The organism is Ponticaulis koreensis DSM 19734 (assembly GCF_000420665.1).
Classification (GTDB): Bacteria; Pseudomonadota; Alphaproteobacteria; order Caulobacterales; family Hyphomonadaceae; genus Ponticaulis; species Ponticaulis koreensis.
Genome location: NZ_ATVJ01000001.1, coordinates 1,355,767 through 1,371,309, shown reverse-complemented (window position 1 = coordinate 1,371,309; position 15,543 = coordinate 1,355,767). Strand labels below are relative to the sequence as shown.

The window sequence follows — 15,543 nt, the reverse complement described above, 5'->3', positions numbered from 1 at the left end:
GATCAGCCTCGGGGAAACGCCATGAGCGAGCAGCGCATCACCTACACAATCAAGAACGGCATTGCGGATGTACGCATGGTCCGCACTGACAAAATGAACGCGCTCGACAATGCCATGATCGACGCGCTGATCGATACGGCAGCCGAATTAGAAAACCATCCTGAGGTCCGCGTTGTTGTCCTGTCCGGCGAAGGACGTGCGTTTTGTGCAGGCCTCGACACCAGCAATTTCAAACGTACCGCAGAAGGTAATGGCGGCTCGGCCACTGTAAAACATGGCGGCGGTCTTGCTGATCGCACGCATGGCATTGCCAACCGCGCTCAACAGATTGTCTGGGGCTGGCGCAATCTTCACGCGCCGGTCATTGCGGCCGTTCATGGCATCGCCTTTGGCGGCGGCTTTCAGCTGACCCTTGGCGCCGATATCCGCTTCATGCACCCGGAAACCAAGCTCTCTATCATGGAAGCCAAATGGGGTCTCATTCCGGATATGGGCGGCACGCCGGTTATGCGCGCTATCGCGTCCGAAGACATTCTGAGAGAGCTGTCTTACACCGCGCGCATTTTCTCCGGCGAGCAGGCCAAGGAATACGGCTTTGCAACACACGTGTCCGAAAGCCCATACGATGATGCGATGGTTCTGGCGCGTGAGATCGCAGAACGCTCTCCGTCTTCTGTGAAACGCTCCAAGAAGATGTTCAACGCCCTGTTCGATGCGACCGACGCTGAAGCCCTTCTGACAGAATCCGTTCTGCAGGATGAAATCATCGGCAAGCCAAATCAGGTCGAAGCGGTGAAAGCAGGCATGGAAAAACGCGTTGGCAACTTCTCTGACACGTCCGACTAACCGACTGATTTTTATACCTATATCGGGAAATATGTAACGTTACACTGCGTTACGCTACCGTTATTTACTGCACTTCGGTGTAGTGGACCCCGTATCAAATCCCTTCCGGCCCGCAGCACTGCTTCGGGCCGCCAGATCAAGGGATGGAAGAATGATACGAACAAGCGCCATAGCGCTGCTGGCTGGCCTCACCTCTGTTTCGGCCTATGCTCAAACCGCAGATGTCACAGACGAAGAAAACCGCCTCTCCACGGTAGAGGTTCACGGCCGAGGCCTTGCGCTGATTGGCGAAGCGCAGGCCGCTTCACAGGGCGTTGTCGGCTATGCTGATTTCGAGGACCGCCCTCTTTCCCGCGCTGGTGAGCTCGTTGAAGTCATTCCCGGCGTCATCGCCACCCAGCACTCCGGAGAAGGCAAAGCGAACCAATTTTTCCTGCGCGGTTTCAACCTTGATCATGGCTCGGACTTCTCAGCCGTTGTGGATGGCGTGCCGCTTTCCATGCGCTCGCACGGGCATGGTCAGGGCTATCTCGACCTGAACCCGATTATTCCGGAACTCGTGGAACGGGTCGACTATCAGAAAGGGCCCTATTTCGCAGATACAGGCGACTTCTCCGTAGCGGGCGCGGGCACATACACGCTCTATTCCGAACTCGCTGAGAACTTCGTCGAACTGAAAATTGGTGAAGACGGGTATCTGCGCACGGTAGGCGGCTATTCAACGCCATTGTCAGAAACAACCACCCTCCTCATCGCCGGTGAATTCCAGAACTATGACGGCCCGTGGGAAAACGCTCAGGAGGTCGACAAGATCAGTGGCCTTGCGCGCCTTTCCGGCGACTTTGGCACGTGGAATTACACGCTCACCGCAACGGCATATGACAATAACTGGGTCTCCAGCGAGCAGATCCCGCAACGACTCGTAAGCAACGGCACGATTAGCCGGTTCGGGTCTCTCGATGATGATCTGGGCGGAGATGTCTCACGCTATAGCCTGTCCGGCCAGCTCGGCTTCGATCACGGCGATGGCGCGTCCACCGAGATTTCGGCCTTCTATGTCGACTCCTCTTTCAGCCTCACGTCCAACTTCACCTATTTCCTTGCCGATCCGGTAAATGGTGATGAGTTCCACCAGTTTGACGAGCGCACAATTATGGGCGGCTCCATCCGACATGAAAGGGAATTGAGCGACCGCCTAGAGATTCATACGGGCGCACAACTGCGCTATGACGATGTCTCGGATGTTGGCCTGGAACTCACGGCAGGCCCGACTGTGTTGCAAACGGTCAATCGCGGCTCGGTAGAGGAATTCAGCCTCGGCGTATGGGGTGAGGCCGAATACCATTTCACACCAACGCTGCGTGGCTCATTCGGCCTTCGCGCAGACTATTATGATGGTGAAGTCACCGCCGATATCGTGCCCCAAAACTCCGGCTCAATCGATGATACGCTGGTGACGCCTAACGCATCCCTGGCATGGCGCGCGAGCGACCATGTTGAGCTTTATGCGAGCTATGGCCGCGGCTTCCACACCAATGACATTCGCGGCACCGTGATCCAGACAGATCCGGCGAGCGGCCAGCCCGCCACTCAGGCCCCGCTCTTCTCTGAAGGCGAAGGCTATGAGCTGGGTGCACGTTTCGAACGCGGCGACTTCAACCTGTCAGCCGCCCTGTTCACGCTGGAACTCGACTCTGAACTGATCTTTGTCGGCGATGCAGGCACGACTGAAATCAATGACGCCACCACACGCACCGGCGTTGAGCTGACCAGCTTCTGGCGCCCGAATGACTGGCTGACACTTGATGCGAGTGCGGCCTTCACGGATGCGGAGTTCAATGTGGCTGGCCCTGATACCGCCATTCCAAATGCCGTTGAAAGCGTTGTCGGCGCCGGAATGCACCTCGATTTCGATCCATGGGTATTCACCGCGCGTCTACGCTATCTGGGCAAAGCCCCGCTGATCGAAGATGGCTCGGTCACAACAGACCCGACCACTGTTCTGAACCTGGGCGCCAGCTACACATGGGAAAACGTAGACTTCGGTCTTGAGGTTCTTAATGCCCTCGACGCGGAGGATAATGACATCAGCTATTTCTACGAAAGCCAGTTTCAGGGTGCAGCCAATCCGGTCGAGGATATCCACTTCAAACCCGTAGAGCCACGTCAGGTCCGTTTCAGAGTGCGGTATAATTTCTGAGGCTTGCCTGACGCCCCTGCCGGCTTCGGGCTGCCTTCCCCGGAGCCGGCACTCTTCAATTAATTGCGTTTATTTAATTATATAAGTATAGTCAGCTATCGGCAAATGAAATGCATGACGATATGACTAGCGCTTAGCCACCACTTTCCTCCCGAGCTCGTGCATGGGAAGACTCAAAGGACCAGCCCTTCGCAGGACTGGTCCCTTTTTTTTGTTCGCTTTTTGGGCGTGGATCAGGCTTTGAGTTTGTAACCGATCTTGAACAGCCACCAGACAAATGCACAGGTGACAAAGGCAAGACCGCCGGTCACGAAGACACCCGTCATGATGTTGGAGTTCGCCACGCCGAGGAAGCCATAGCGGAAACCGTCAATCAGATAGAAGAACGGGTCCCAGTGAGCCAGCGTCTGGAATGGCTCTGCCAGAACCTTCACATCGTAGAATGTACCTGACAGGAAGGTCAGTGGCACGATCACAAAGTTGGTGACAGCCGCGAGGTGGTCGAATTTATCAGCCCAGATGCCGCCCGCAGCGCCAATCGCGCCGAGAATAATGCTCGCCATCATAGAGAACCAGATGACCGCCCAGATATGGGTGATGGACAGAGAGGCAAGGCCAAGGATCTGGATCGCAATACCTGTAACGAGGCCAACCATAATCCCGCGTGTTGCCGCACCGGCTACGAAACCGAGCGTCAGCTCGAGCGCAGACAGAGGCGGCATCAGAAAGTCGACAGATGTGCCCTGCACTTTTGAAATCGTCAGAGAGCTCGCCGTATTCTGGAAAGCGTTCTGCAGGATGGACATGATGATCAGGCCCGGCGCCAGGAAGTTCTGATAGGCAATGCCTTCAAAATCTCCGGTTAGTTCGCCGCGATTGCCAAAGGCAAGCTTGAACACTGTCATCAGAAGAAGCGTAGAGACGGCAGGTGCAAACAGGGTCTGCATCGCCACTTTGATAAAACGCCCGACTTCGCGCTTGTACAGCGTGAACATTCCGAGCCAGTTCCAACCGGCAAATCGGCGAGGTTCAGCGTAGCTCATGGTGTCAGCCCCTTGGTTTCCGTCAATCAGGTCCAACACATAAGGGTTTCGGACGAGAATGGAATGGCCAGAACACCCTGCACATATGAGTTCGCGTTAATTGACCAGATAGGTTTCCTCGGTTTTCCACATGCAATTAGTTAATTTAGCCTACTAGATGTGGATTAATCATGTTCTCCACAGATCATGATATTGTGTCTGCCGCTTCAACCTATACGATATGTGGGGAAGGCTAAGGTTAACAAAGTCTCAACGCTACTACATATTGATTAACAAAACTGACTTTCAGGAGGCGGATGATGAGTTGGACAGAAGAGCGGGTGGAACAGCTCAAGAAACTCTGGACCGAGGGCCATAGCGCCAGCCAGATTGCCAACCAGCTTGGCGGTGTCACACGCAATGCCGTCATCGGCAAAGTCCACCGGCTGGGCCTCTCAGGCCGCGCGACGCCGTCACGTCCGGTGAAGCGCCCACCACGTCTGGCAAGGCCAAAACCAGCGCCGCAGCGTGTCGAGCGTCCAGTCGCACCGACACCAGAGGTCGCGGCACCACAACAGCAGCAGCCAACAACGCTGCCAGCTGTCGCAAAATCTACAGAACCGCTTGATCCGGTAAAACTGGCGAATGGCGACTTCGCAAGCGTTCTGAACATTCGCGAGTCCATGTGCAAATGGCCAATCGGCGACCCAATGGACAAGGATTTTGCATTCTGTGGTCGTGCAGCCTCCGGCGGCCCTTACTGCGCAGAACACGCAAAAGTCGCGTTCCAGCCTAAGAAGTCGCGCACACGACGCGAAGACGGTCAACGCGCCGCTGGCTAACGAAAAATCGAGAAGACCAGATCCCAAACCAAAAACACCGCGCCAGAACGGCGCGGTGTTTTTTTATGTTGTCCCCGACCGGAAACGTGGGGGGCTCCGGTCGGGGCATCACTCAAACCTGTCGCTCAGGGCTGCGGTGTCCGCAGCCCATTGCATTGGGGAAGGTCAGGCAGGTTTGAGCGACGTGTCGGTTTCGTCCGAAGTATCCGCAGGCGTTTCGCTGGCCTCTATGCCGGCAACAGCTTTGCGGATCGCCTCCAGACGGGACATGGACTGATAGCCTTCCGGAAGGAAACGGTCAGCATTCAGCCCAGCCAGCTGCTGGTGCACGGTCTCGGTGACGTTACACACAAAGAGCAGGCGCTCTTCATCATGGGCGTCTTCCGAAATCGCCTCGACAGCCCGCGCGGCTGATACGTCCACGCTATCAATACCGCCGAAATCGAGTATCACCGCCTCACGCCCGTGTACGTTCTCCCGAACGCGGTGAGACAGGTCAGCTGCCGCACCAAAGCTGAGCGGACCGGAGAATTCGAACATTTGCAGGCGGCTGCCCGCACGTTCGAACAGTGTCTGCTCTTCTTCGTTCAACGCGGCTGGTGCATTGCGATTGATCGCATCGAGCTGTTGCTGAGCAACCGAGCGAACAAAGGCGAGCGCCGCAAGGAAAACACCAAGGCCAACCGCTGTAATGAGGTCAACGAACACAGTGACGACCAGCACAAGCGCCATGAGTACAAGGTCCCAACGTGGGCCTTTATGCGCGCGTTTGATGTAAGCCACGTCGATGATATCCCAGCCAACCTTGATCAGAATGCCCGCCAGAACGGCGTGCGGGATTGCCCGCGCAAGCGGTGCAAGTGCCACAACAACCGCCAGAAGCAGAATGGAATGCACCATGCCAGAAATGCGCGTCTTACCACCCGTCCGGATGTTCACCATGGTCCGCATGGTTGCACCCGCGCCCGGAATAGCACCGAACAGACCCGCAATAGAGTTACCAATACCCTGACCGATCAGCTCACGGTTAGACTCGTGACGTGTGCGTGTCGCATTGTCTGCAACAAGGCTTGTCAGGAGACTGTCAATCGCACCGAGCAGGGCCAGAATGATCGCTGCCTCAACGACCAGGAAGGCCGCAGACCGGTCAATATTCGGGATGACAAGAGACGGGAAGCCGACCACGAGGTCTTCGCCGATGATCGGAACCTCCAGCAGCATGCCGACGAGCGTACCAATGATCAGCGCTGCCAATGCTCCCGGAATGAACTTACCAACGGCTTTTGGCCAAAGGAATACGATTGCCAGTGTCAGAACACCAAGTCCAAGCGCCCCGAAATTCGGGCCTGCAATCGCAGCCGGAATAGCTTCCATTGCCGCAATTGTCCCGCCGCCATCAGGTTCAGACCCGAACAGGCGGCTGGCTTGCAACAGGATGATGATAACGCCGATACCGGTCATGAAGCCGGAGATCACAGGGTATGGCACCAGGCGGATATACTCGCCAAACCGCATCACACCGAGCAGGATCTGGAAGATGCCCGCAAGAATGACGGCAGCGAAGATAATGCCCGCCACTTCAGGAAATGGCGCGCCTGCCTGACGGCTCACTTCACCGGCCAGACCGGCAAACACAACGACCATCGGGCCCGTCGGCCCGGTGACCTGTGTCTGCGTACCGCCGAATAGCGCTGCGAAAAAGCCGGTAAAAATAGCGCCCCAAAGGCCTGCAATCGGACCGGCGCCGGAGGCTTCACCGAAGGCCAGAGCGAGCGGCAAAGCCACCACGCCAGCGGTGATCCCGCCATAAAGGTCGCCCTTTATGTGAGAGAAATCGAAGTAATTCTTCATGCCAGATCCTATTCCGCTGCGACGTGAGCGTGCTCAGGCAGGTGCTCACGCACCATGTCAGCGTAATAGTCGGCTACCGGCTCGAAACGTTGTGTCTCTTCATTCCAGGCCGTGACGTCACCGGTTTTGATGTCATACACCCAGCCATGAAGCTTCACAGACTTGGTTGCGAGGCGTGCCGCCACGTATGGGTGCGTTTTAAGGTGTTGCAGCTGAAGCAGAACATTTTCCTGAATGAGAAGGTGCATACGCTCCTGCTCGGACATGCCCTCGCCTTTCTCTTTCACGACCTGCCAGGCCGCGCGCGCATAGCTCAACCAGTCTTTTACGTGTGGCAGCTCATTCAGCGCTTCGAGATCAGTAACGCCCTTCATCGCGCCGCATTCTGTGTGACCGCAAACGATGATGTGAGGCACTTTCAGCGCGGCAACCGCATATTCGATAGACGCAGTCATTCCGCCTGTGTGCAGGGTATGCGGCGGAACAATGTTGCCTGCATTGCGGCAAATGAAGAGCTCGCCCGGCTCTGTCGATGTCATGAGGTTCGGGCTGATACGGCTGTCAGAGCAGGTAATGAACAGGGCTTCCGGAGACTGACCGGAGCTCAGCTCTTCAAACAAAGCCTGACGTTTTGGGTATGACTCGCGTTGAAACTTTACAACGCCTGCAGCAATCTTAGGCATAGCTTCTCCTCTTCGCGCGGATGCGCGGATTTATGATGTATTTTCGGGAAGGAACGGATTCCGGGCGGGACGTATCAGCCTTACAGGATCAGGCGCAGATGCACTTCACCCGTGGAGGGCATAAGTCTCGATGTACGGAATCTAAGGGATCGTGATCAGACTGGATCACGCTGGGATGCAGGGTGGGCACGACGACAAGGCGCGGCCATGAGGTCCCCGTTTATCATGACGATAAACTTGGCACATTCACCACGTTTGACAGACGTACAAAAAGACAAGTGCCACCCCGTTCCCAATGGGATCAAGATAACAAAAAGCCCCGCACCTTCAATACATTGATGAAAGATGCGGGGCTTTTTCTGATAACATCAGGATAACATTTTCGTCAGACCTGTTGAGGTGCTTGCGCCGGGCGCTGTTGCGGCGGTGGTCCCTGTTGAATCTGGAAGTTCATTAGCGTGCCAGTCACTGTTTTCCGCAGTGAAGACAGGAGCTCTGAGAAAAGCGCAAACGCTTCGGATTTGAACTCGTTGAGCGGGTCACGCTGACCATAGCTGCGCAGGTGAATAACAGACCGAAGCTGATCAAGTTGCTGCAGGTGTTCGCGCCATTCTTTATCCAGAAGCTGGAGAAGGATTTGCTTCTCGAACCAGCGCATCCGATCCGGACCCATTTCAGCCGCTCGGGCGAGGAAGGCTTCGTCAGCCGCTGCTGACAGACGCTCGATGATTTCCTCGTTCGCCACACCCTCTTCGGACGCCCACTCACGGATAGGCGGTGTGATGCCGAAGATTTTGTGTGTTTCTTCGATCAGACCATCAATGTCCCACTGCTCGGCGTAGGTTTTAGGCGGCATCGCCTCATTGACGATGTCCTCGACCACATCACGGCGCATTTCGGTAATGGTGTCGCTCACGTCTTCAGCCGTCATGAACTCGATACGCTGTTCGAAGATCGCTTTACGCTGATCGTTCGTCACGTTGTCGTATTTCAGAAGGTTCTTACGGATTTCGAAGTTGCGCTGCTCGACCTTTTTCTGGGAGGTCTCAAGCGCCTTGTTCATCCATGGGTGAACAATGGCTTCGTCTTCCTTGATACCGAGGCGACGCATGATGGTGTCGAGACGTTCGGCCGCGAAGATGCGCAGAAGATCGTCTTCGATAGACACGTAGAATTTAGAACGGCCAGGGTCACCCTGACGGCCTGTACGACCACGAAGCTGGTTATCGATACGGCGGCTCTCGTGACGCTCTGTACCCAGAACGAACAAACCACCGGCATCCAGTGCCTTCTTCTTCGCTGCTGCAATCTCGTCTTTCAGACGGGTTTTCAGCTGCTCGTGCTTACCATCTTCAATTTCCTGACGGATCTGCTCGAGCACTTTATGCTCAACGCGCTTCACCACCTGATCGCGCAGTTCCGGCGGAACATTGCGCATGATCTGGTCACGGCTTGCTGCGAGCGCTGGTGTCTTTTCTATGATGCGACCGACTTCTTCCTGAAGCTCGGTCTGGAACTCGGCTTGCAGCTGGTCCTGACGACCTGCCAGAAGCTCGGTCTCCATGCGCATTTCAAGGTTACCGCCAAGCTGGATGTCCGTACCACGGCCAGCCATATTTGTCGCAACCGTGATCGCACCCGGCATACCGGCCTGCGCGATGATCAGAGCCTCACGCTCGTGGTGACGGGCGTTCAGAACCTGGTGCGGAATTTTTGCCTGAGCGAGCAGCGTGGAGAGAAGCTCGGACTTCTCAATAGACGCTGTACCGAGGAGAACCGGCTGGCCACGCTGATGGCAGTCACGCAGCTCTTCGATAATCGCTTTATATTTCTCTTTCGCCGTCCGGTAGACGACGTCATCTTCATCAATACGCTGGATCGGACGGTTTGTCGGAATATCGAAAACGCGCAGGCCATAGGTATCCATGAACTCGTCGGCTTCTGTGTCAGCCGTACCGGTCATGCCCGCCAGCTTTTTGTAGAGGCGGAAATAGTTCTGGTATGTGATGGACGCGAGCGTCTGATTTTCCGGCTGGATCGTTACGCCTTCTTTGGCTTCGATCGCCTGGTGCAGCCCCTCTGAAAGGCGGCGGCCGTCCATCATGCGCCCCGTGAACTCATCAATCAGCATGACCTGCTTGTCTTTGACGATGTAGTCCTTGTCGCGTGTGAACAGCTTGTGCGCACGAAGCGCCTGGTTCGCATGGTGAACAATGGTGATGTTCTGCGGGTCATACATAGACCCTTCCATTAAGCCTGCCTGTATAAGCAGATCCTCAATGTGCTCATTACCTTCTTCGGTGAAGACAATCGAGCGCTGTTTCTCGTCAAGGTCATAATCCTCTTCGGTCAGCTGAGGAATTATCGCGTCGATCTGACGGTAAAGATCGGACCGGTCATCGGTCGGGCCTGAAATGATCAGCGGCGTACGCGCTTCGTCGATCAGAATAGAGTCGACCTCGTCCACAATACAATAATGGTGACCGCGCTGAACCATGTCATTCAGGGCGTATTTCATATTGTCGCGAAGATAGTCGAAGCCGAATTCGTTGTTTGTGCCGTAAGTGATGTCACAGGCGTAAGCTTCACGGCGCTGGCGGTCATCAAGACCGTGAACGATCGTGCCGGTTTTCATGCCAAGGAAGCTATAAACCTGATTCATCCACTCCGCGTCACGGCTGGCGAGGTAATCGTTCACCGTAATGACGTGAACACCTTTGCCCTCAAGCGCATTCAAATAAGCCGGAAGCGTTGCGACGAGCGTTTTACCCTCACCGGTCCGCATTTCTGCGATATTGCCCGAGTGGAGGACCATGCCGCCGATGAGCTGTACGTCGAAATGCCGCATACCCAAGGCACGCTTGGAGGCTTCCCGAACGACGGCGAACGCTTCTTCGAGAACATCGTCCAGCGTCGCGCCATTGGCTAGTTTCTGTTTTAATTCGGCAGTTTTACCCCGGAGCGCACTATCGGAAAGCGCTTCAATTACGGGCTCCATCGCGTTGATCCGCTGAACGCGAGCCCGATAAGGCTTAATCTGACGCTCGTTTGAGGATCCGAATAATTTCTTTGCAAGTTGAAGCATAAATCAAAACCAGTTCGTCGCACTTTCCGCTTGGATAGCACGCACATCTTTACATACTCTGCACACGAGCGGGGATTTGACCTCGACCCTGCGATGAGCATGACTTAAGTAGCCTATAAATTGGTGTCAATGTAGATGACCTGCAAGCAGGAAAGACAGACGCGCATGCAACGTACGATTTTCGCCGCTTTATTCGGCAGCCTGCTGCTCACAACAGCCGCATGTGAACAGAATAGTTCCGAACCGACAGGTGTTCCGATCCGTGTCAGCGCTGCCGTCGCCGCCGTTGTTAATGGTGAACCTATCTATGCCACTGATGTCGAGCTTGAAGCGGTTGCGCAGGGCCGGGTTGATGTCGGCACCCGACTTGAAACCACAGATCCGGTTTTTGCCGATATTCTGAAACAGTTGATCGACCAGAAACTGCTCGCGCAGGAAGCCCTCGCACGCGGCCTTCATCTGGAAGAAAACGCCCAGCACCGCCTGCAGGCTGCCCGTGAACGCATTCTCGGAAACATCCTGATCGAAAATCTCGTTTCCGCTGAGGTCGACGACGCAGCCATTCTGGAAATGTACGAGGCCCAGACCGCCCTTCAGCAGCTTGGTGAGGAAGTTCTGATCCGCCACATTCTGGTGGAAACCGAAGAGGAAGCAGACGAACTTTATCAGGAACTGCGCGGCGGCGCAGAATTTGCCGAAGTCGCCTTCACTCACTCCATCGACAGGAGTTCCAGCGCGGAAGGTGGCCTGCTCGGTTATTTCCTTCCCGAAGAATTCTCCGCACCGTTCCCATCCATCATCAACCGCACAGCGGTCGGCGCGATCTCGTCTCCGTTCGAGAGCGATCTTGGCTGGCACATCATCAAAATTGATGACCGCCGCACAGAAGCGCCGCCGACATTCGACGAAACCCGCCCGATGATTGTCGAGTTTCTGACGCTCAGCGAGATCAGCTCCGTTCTGGAGCGCCTGCACAACCGCGCCAGCATCGAGACGGTTATCGAAGATCCGGAGATTGGTGTTCGAAACTTCAGTGATGCTCCGGAATCGCTCGATGACCTGATGGTCGAGGATGAATTTCCGTCCGGCCTTCCGTTGGCAGACGAATCCGAAACTACTGACGACACAGCTCCAACTACTGAGGCGACTGAGTGAAACTGACACGCTCTCCGCTGGCTCCGGAACGGTTTCCGGACCTGCCTGACATTGATGGCGTACACGCCGCGACCTTCTCGCTTGGCATGTATAAATATCAGCGCGACGATCTTCTGGTCGTTCACTTTCCGGAAATCGCCTCCTGCGGCGGGGCCTTCACCCGCTCGCTGACCCGGTCCTGTGATGTGGACTGGTGCCGTGAAGCGCTGGAAACGTCCGGTGGCAAAGCCTCTGCCCTCATCGTCAATGCGGGTAACTCAAACGCCTTCACGTTTGAAAAGGGCATTGCCAAGAATGAAGCGACGCTGGACGCTTATGAAGCGCTCACCAGCATGCCGCGTCATGAATGCTATATCGCAGCCACAGGCGTCATCGGGGAGCCGGTCCGCGCGGACCTGATCGCGCAGCATCTGCCAACACTCTGGCCAACCCTTCAACCGGGCAAGCCATGGCTGGAACTGGCAAAAGCGTTCTCCACGACGGACACCTTCCCTAAAGGCGCCGGCAAGCAGATTGAAGTCGCTGGCCGCACGATTTCCATCGCGGGCATCGCCAAGGGCTCAGGCATGATTGCGCCAAATATGGCGACCATGCTCGCTTACATCTTCACAGATGCGCCGCTGACGCCTGAACAATGCCAGCAGATTACCTCACGCCATACAAATGCGAGCTTCAACTGCATCACCGTTGATGGCGACACCTCGACATCAGACACTGTCATGCTGTTCGCCACAGGCGCTGCGCCGATCTCTCAGGCCGCCTCGGATGAGGCGATCGAGCAGATTTCAGATGCGATAGGAGAGGTCTTCATGGATCTTGCCCATCAGATCGTTCGTGACGGTGAAGGCGCATCCAAATTCATCGGCATCGAAGTCACCGGGGCCGTGAACGACAATTCTGCTAAAACGATTGCCTGCGCTGTCGCAAACTCGCCACTCGTTAAAACCGCCCTCGCCGCCAGTGACGCGAACTGGGGGCGGATCGTTATGGCAGTCGGTAAATCGCTGGAACCTGTTAACAGGGATAAGCTCGTTATCGAGATTGGCGGAGTGCGCGTAGCCGAAGGCGGCGGACGCGCGGAAAGCTATGACGAAGCGCGCGCAACGGCAGCTGTTTCCGGTGAAAACATCGAGATTACGGTGGAAGTCGCCATGGGTGACGGACGCGCCAAAGTCTGGACCTGCGATCTCACTCACGGTTACGTGGAGATTAACGGCGCATACCGAACTTAAAAAGATTAACGCAACACCCCTTTACGATTTACTGTTAAAAAATGTCTGAGAGAAAAATTCTCTACGTCTCTGCGGCAGTGCTCATGCGCCCGGATCAGACCTTACTTCTGGCTCAACGCCCTGAAGGAAAGTCGATGGCGGGCCTTTGGGAACTCCCTGGCGGCAAGATTGAGCCCGGCGAAACGCCGGAAGCAGCGTTGATACGCGAACTAAGGGAGGAGTTGGCCGTGGAAACCCATGCAAGCGCAGTGCGTCCGCTCACTTTTGCCTCCCACGCTTATGACAACTTCCACCTTGTGATGCCTGTCTTTCTCATTCGCGAATGGGGTGGAGAGCCGGTTGCACAGGAAGGTCAGACGCTTGAATTCGTCGCGCCAGCCGATCTGAAAACCTACCCCGCGCCAGAGGCAGACATTCCGCTTTTCAGCTTCATTGAAGATTACGCCTCAAAAGGAGGTTTCGCATGAGCGCCCGACGCAAGATTACCTCCTTCAGCAAAGCTAAAGGTGGCGCAACGTCTATCGAGTACGGCCTTATCTGTGCGCTCATCGTCATCGGCCTCATTGCGGCGATTACCTCATGGGGTAATTCTGCGACCGATATGTATGAAGGCCTCGACGCAGACTGGGATGCAGCTCAGGGCGCGTAATTACCGCCCTGCTTTATCTCCTGCGGGCAGCTCTTTTGTACCCACCGCTTCAGCCATAGACACCTTCGCAGAACCCGGACGCTTCGGCTTTGGCTGCGAGGAATGCGGCGCCCAGCCCGTTACCCAGATCAGATCCACCGTCACACGCAGGCGACCATCTGCGTCAGCAAACTCGCTTGCATAGATTTGCGCAGCCCGCATCAGCACATCACGGCGTAGCGGACGCCCAAGCCCTTGCGCTGGCGCATGCGTCTCGCCCAGTGCCTGAAGGTCACGCATTACATCAAAAATCGTATCATAGCGAATGGTGAGCCGGTCACGGTCGCTTACCGGAAGCGCAAGCCCCGCCCGTTGCAGAAGCGCAGACATATCGGCCGCATCCGCAAATGGAGAAACACGCATCTCCGCCCCGCCTGTCAGCTCGCTTTCAGCGCGCAGAAGGGACTGGCGAAGCTCTGTAAAGCTTGCCCCGCCTGCCAGCACGCCAACGAAAAAACCGTCCGGCTTCATGGCGCGGTTGATCTGAATCAGCGAGCCCGGAAGATCATTCACCCAGTGAAGCGCAAGCGGGCTCACCACCAGATCAAAGCTTTCATCCTTGAAAGGCAGCCATTCTTCATCCGCCACGAGCCCGCCTTTGCCGACCCGGCCTTGTGCAAAATCAGTCTCGATCAGGTCACCGCAGAACGGGCCGAGTATCTCTTTCGTCTGCGCGCTATACCCGCCAAGGCAGAGCGCACGGTCGAATTTTCGTCCCGTCGAGGCAAGCCTGTCGGAAATATCTTCAAGCACACGCTTTTTCAGGAAGTCTGCCTGATGATAGCCTGCACTGGCACGCTCACGGCGGCGGCGCACTTGCGCGCGATTAAAGACTTCGGAGGTCGGGTTCTGCATCATGGCTGGAGATATGGACCGATCAGTGCCGTCCGCCAAGGTGTTAGGTGTAGACCGCGAACGCCTTCGCAGCCTTTTCGGCTGGTTGAACCCAGGCCAGTCTCTGGTGAGCGGGGATTCTCTTGCCGGTAATGCCCGCCTCTCGCCGGAAGAATTCGCGCAGCTGAACTTTATCTGCCAGCCGTTCTGCGACAGCTGCGCCCTGCCCTTTGAGCGCAGCGAGGATCACGGGCTGATCTGTGCAGCCTGCGCGGCGCATCCGCCCGTCTGGCATCAGGCGCGCTCTGCCCTTGTTTATGATGACATCACCAGCCGATTGGTCCTGTCTCTCAAACGCCGTGGCAACCGGAATGGATTGTCAGTCTTTGCAGAATTTCTGACCTCTGCGGCGGGCGACGTGCTCACCACCGCAGACCTTGTAATCCCCGTACCGATCCATTCGCGCCGCCTTGCCATGCGCGGCTTCAATCAGGCCGGATGGCTGGCAGCGGCCCTGCAAGACAAGCTATCCCTGCCCTATGACGAGTTTTGCATACGCCGTGTGAAGGCAACGCCCAGTCAGGGCCATCTCAATGCCCGCCAGCGCCGCGCTAATGTGGCAGGGGCTTTTAAGCTGACAAAACGCGGCGCGGAACGCATCGCCGGAAAGCGCATTATTCTGCTGGATGATGTTTACACAACGGGCGCCACACTCACGGCCTGCGCACGAACACTTCAACGGGCGCGACCGGCCAATCTGGACGTCGTGACATTTGCCCGCGTTGTAGCGCCCGCAAATCCGACTATATAAGTCCGCGATCGGAGAATTATTGTTATGGCCAAGGTTGAAATCTATACGCGTCAGTTCTGTCCGTACTGCACACGCGCCCTCTCACTGCTCGACAAGAAAGGCGTGAAATACACGCATGTCGACGCTGGTATGGACCCGCAAAAGCGTCAGGAAATGATCCAGCGCGCAAATGGCGGCAGCACATACCCGCAAATCTTCATCAATGACGACCATATTGGTGGCTGCGATGAGATGTTTGCGCTGGAGCGCGCAGGCAAGCTGGACCCGCTTCTGTCACAAGCTTAAACGACACCG

The 15,543-nt window shown here is 56.1% G+C and carries 14 protein-coding genes; 9 read left to right on the top strand and 5 right to left on the bottom strand.

Going from position 1 to position 15,543, the window contains the following annotated elements:
- Positions 1–21: 21 nt before the first annotated feature.
- Together G523_RS0107180 and G523_RS0107175 are read left to right on the top strand one after the other, a co-directional pair.
- Entirely contained in the window at positions 22–846 is an 825-nt protein-coding gene (locus G523_RS0107180; RefSeq protein ID WP_022694361.1) for a crotonase/enoyl-CoA hydratase family protein, read from the top strand.
- 151 nt (positions 847–997) lie between these two features.
- Positions 998–3,046 carry a TonB-dependent receptor gene (locus tag G523_RS0107175; RefSeq protein WP_022694360.1) on the top strand — a complete coding sequence of 683 codons (2,049 nt, stop codon included), beginning with the start codon at positions 998–1,000 and terminating at the stop codon, positions 3,044–3,046.
- 233 nt (positions 3,047–3,279) lie between these two features.
- Here the strand turns inward: G523_RS0107175 and G523_RS0107170 are convergent, their stop codons facing one another.
- On the bottom strand, positions 3,280–4,089 hold the full coding sequence (locus tag G523_RS0107170) for an ABC transporter permease (protein ID WP_027441532.1): 810 nt from the start codon (positions 4,087–4,089) through the stop codon (positions 3,280–3,282).
- A gap of 299 nt (positions 4,090–4,388) precedes the next feature.
- On the opposite strand from G523_RS0107170, the gene G523_RS0107165 reads away from it, so the two are divergent.
- Entirely contained in the window at positions 4,389–4,910 is a 522-nt protein-coding gene (locus G523_RS0107165) for a GcrA family cell cycle regulator (protein WP_027441531.1), read from the top strand.
- Between the two features lie 165 nt (positions 4,911–5,075).
- Here the strand turns inward: G523_RS0107165 and G523_RS0107160 are convergent, their stop codons facing one another.
- The 3 genes from G523_RS0107160 to secA form a co-directional block, all read right to left on the bottom strand.
- On the bottom strand, positions 5,076–6,761 hold the full coding sequence (locus tag G523_RS0107160; protein WP_022694357.1) for a SulP family inorganic anion transporter: 1,686 nt from the start codon (positions 6,759–6,761) through the stop codon (positions 5,076–5,078).
- A gap of 8 nt (positions 6,762–6,769) precedes the next feature.
- On the bottom strand, positions 6,770–7,444 hold the full coding sequence (locus tag G523_RS0107155) for a carbonic anhydrase (RefSeq protein WP_022694356.1): 675 nt from the start codon (positions 7,442–7,444) through the stop codon (positions 6,770–6,772).
- 385 nt (positions 7,445–7,829) lie between these two features.
- Positions 7,830–10,529, bottom strand: a complete 2,700-nt coding sequence (gene secA, locus G523_RS18415) for a preprotein translocase subunit SecA (protein WP_022694355.1) — start codon at positions 10,527–10,529, stop codon at positions 7,830–7,832.
- 165 nt (positions 10,530–10,694) lie between these two features.
- Here secA and G523_RS18410 point away from each other — a divergent pair, with 165 nt between their 5' ends.
- The 4 genes from G523_RS18410 to G523_RS0107130 are packed head-to-tail and all read left to right on the top strand — an operon-like array spanning position 10,695 to position 13,565.
- Positions 10,695–11,684 (top strand): peptidylprolyl isomerase, encoded by a 990-nt coding sequence (locus tag G523_RS18410; protein WP_022694354.1) that lies wholly within the window; start codon positions 10,695–10,697, stop codon positions 11,682–11,684.
- Positions 11,681–12,916, top strand: a complete 1,236-nt coding sequence (argJ, locus tag G523_RS0107140) for a bifunctional glutamate N-acetyltransferase/amino-acid acetyltransferase ArgJ (RefSeq protein WP_022694353.1) — start codon at positions 11,681–11,683, stop codon at positions 12,914–12,916. The genes G523_RS18410 and argJ overlap by 4 nt, the downstream gene beginning before the upstream one ends.
- A 41-nt stretch (positions 12,917–12,957) precedes the next feature.
- Entirely contained in the window at positions 12,958–13,383 is a 426-nt protein-coding gene (locus G523_RS0107135; protein ID WP_022694352.1) for a (deoxy)nucleoside triphosphate pyrophosphohydrolase, read from the top strand.
- A complete protein-coding gene (locus G523_RS0107130; protein ID WP_022694351.1) occupies positions 13,380–13,565 on the top strand; it encodes a Flp family type IVb pilin in 186 nt (61 codons plus the stop codon). Before G523_RS0107135 ends, G523_RS0107130 begins: the two co-directional genes overlap by 4 nt.
- Here the strand turns inward: G523_RS0107130 and G523_RS0107125 are convergent, their stop codons facing one another.
- Positions 13,566–14,462, bottom strand: coding sequence for a methyltransferase domain-containing protein (locus tag G523_RS0107125; RefSeq protein WP_022694350.1), 897 nt, complete (start codon positions 14,460–14,462; stop codon positions 13,566–13,568).
- Here G523_RS0107125 and G523_RS0107120 point away from each other — a divergent pair.
- Together G523_RS0107120 and grxC are read left to right on the top strand one after the other, a co-directional pair.
- Positions 14,461–15,249 (top strand): ComF family protein, encoded by a 789-nt coding sequence (locus G523_RS0107120; RefSeq protein ID WP_022694349.1) that lies wholly within the window; start codon positions 14,461–14,463, stop codon positions 15,247–15,249. The two genes, G523_RS0107125 and G523_RS0107120, sit on opposite strands and share 2 nt — an antisense overlap.
- A gap of 24 nt (positions 15,250–15,273) precedes the next feature.
- A complete protein-coding gene (gene grxC / locus G523_RS0107115; RefSeq protein WP_022694348.1) occupies positions 15,274–15,534 on the top strand; it encodes a glutaredoxin 3 in 261 nt (86 codons plus the stop codon).
- Positions 15,535–15,543 lie beyond the last annotated feature (9 nt).

Bases quoted from the DNA above. Each gene is read 5' to 3' on its own strand.
- G523_RS0107180 (WP_022694361.1), top strand. From the start codon at position 22: ATGAGCGAGCAGCGCATCACCTACACAATCAAGAACGGCATTGCGGAT.
- G523_RS0107175 (WP_022694360.1), top strand. From the start codon at position 998: ATGATACGAACAAGCGCCATAGCGCTGCTGGCTGGCCTCACCTCTGTT.
- G523_RS0107170 (WP_027441532.1), bottom strand. From the start codon at position 4,089: ATGAGCTACGCTGAACCTCGCCGATTTGCCGGTTGGAACTGGCTCGGA.
- G523_RS0107165 (WP_027441531.1), top strand. From the start codon at position 4,389: ATGAGTTGGACAGAAGAGCGGGTGGAACAGCTCAAGAAACTCTGGACC.
- G523_RS0107160 (WP_022694357.1), bottom strand. From the start codon at position 6,761: ATGAAGAATTACTTCGATTTCTCTCACATAAAGGGCGACCTTTATGGC.
- G523_RS0107155 (WP_022694356.1), bottom strand. From the start codon at position 7,444: ATGCCTAAGATTGCTGCAGGCGTTGTAAAGTTTCAACGCGAGTCATAC.
- secA (WP_022694355.1), bottom strand. From the start codon at position 10,529: ATGCTTCAACTTGCAAAGAAATTATTCGGATCCTCAAACGAGCGTCAG.
- G523_RS18410 (WP_022694354.1), top strand. From the start codon at position 10,695: ATGCAACGTACGATTTTCGCCGCTTTATTCGGCAGCCTGCTGCTCACA.
- G523_RS0107135 (WP_022694352.1), top strand. From the start codon at position 12,958: ATGTCTGAGAGAAAAATTCTCTACGTCTCTGCGGCAGTGCTCATGCGC.
- G523_RS0107130 (WP_022694351.1), top strand. From the start codon at position 13,380: ATGAGCGCCCGACGCAAGATTACCTCCTTCAGCAAAGCTAAAGGTGGC.
- G523_RS0107120 (WP_022694349.1), top strand. From the start codon at position 14,461: ATGGCTGGAGATATGGACCGATCAGTGCCGTCCGCCAAGGTGTTAGGT.
- G523_RS0107125 (WP_022694350.1), bottom strand. From the start codon at position 14,462: ATGATGCAGAACCCGACCTCCGAAGTCTTTAATCGCGCGCAAGTGCGC.
- grxC (WP_022694348.1), top strand. From the start codon at position 15,274: ATGGCCAAGGTTGAAATCTATACGCGTCAGTTCTGTCCGTACTGCACA.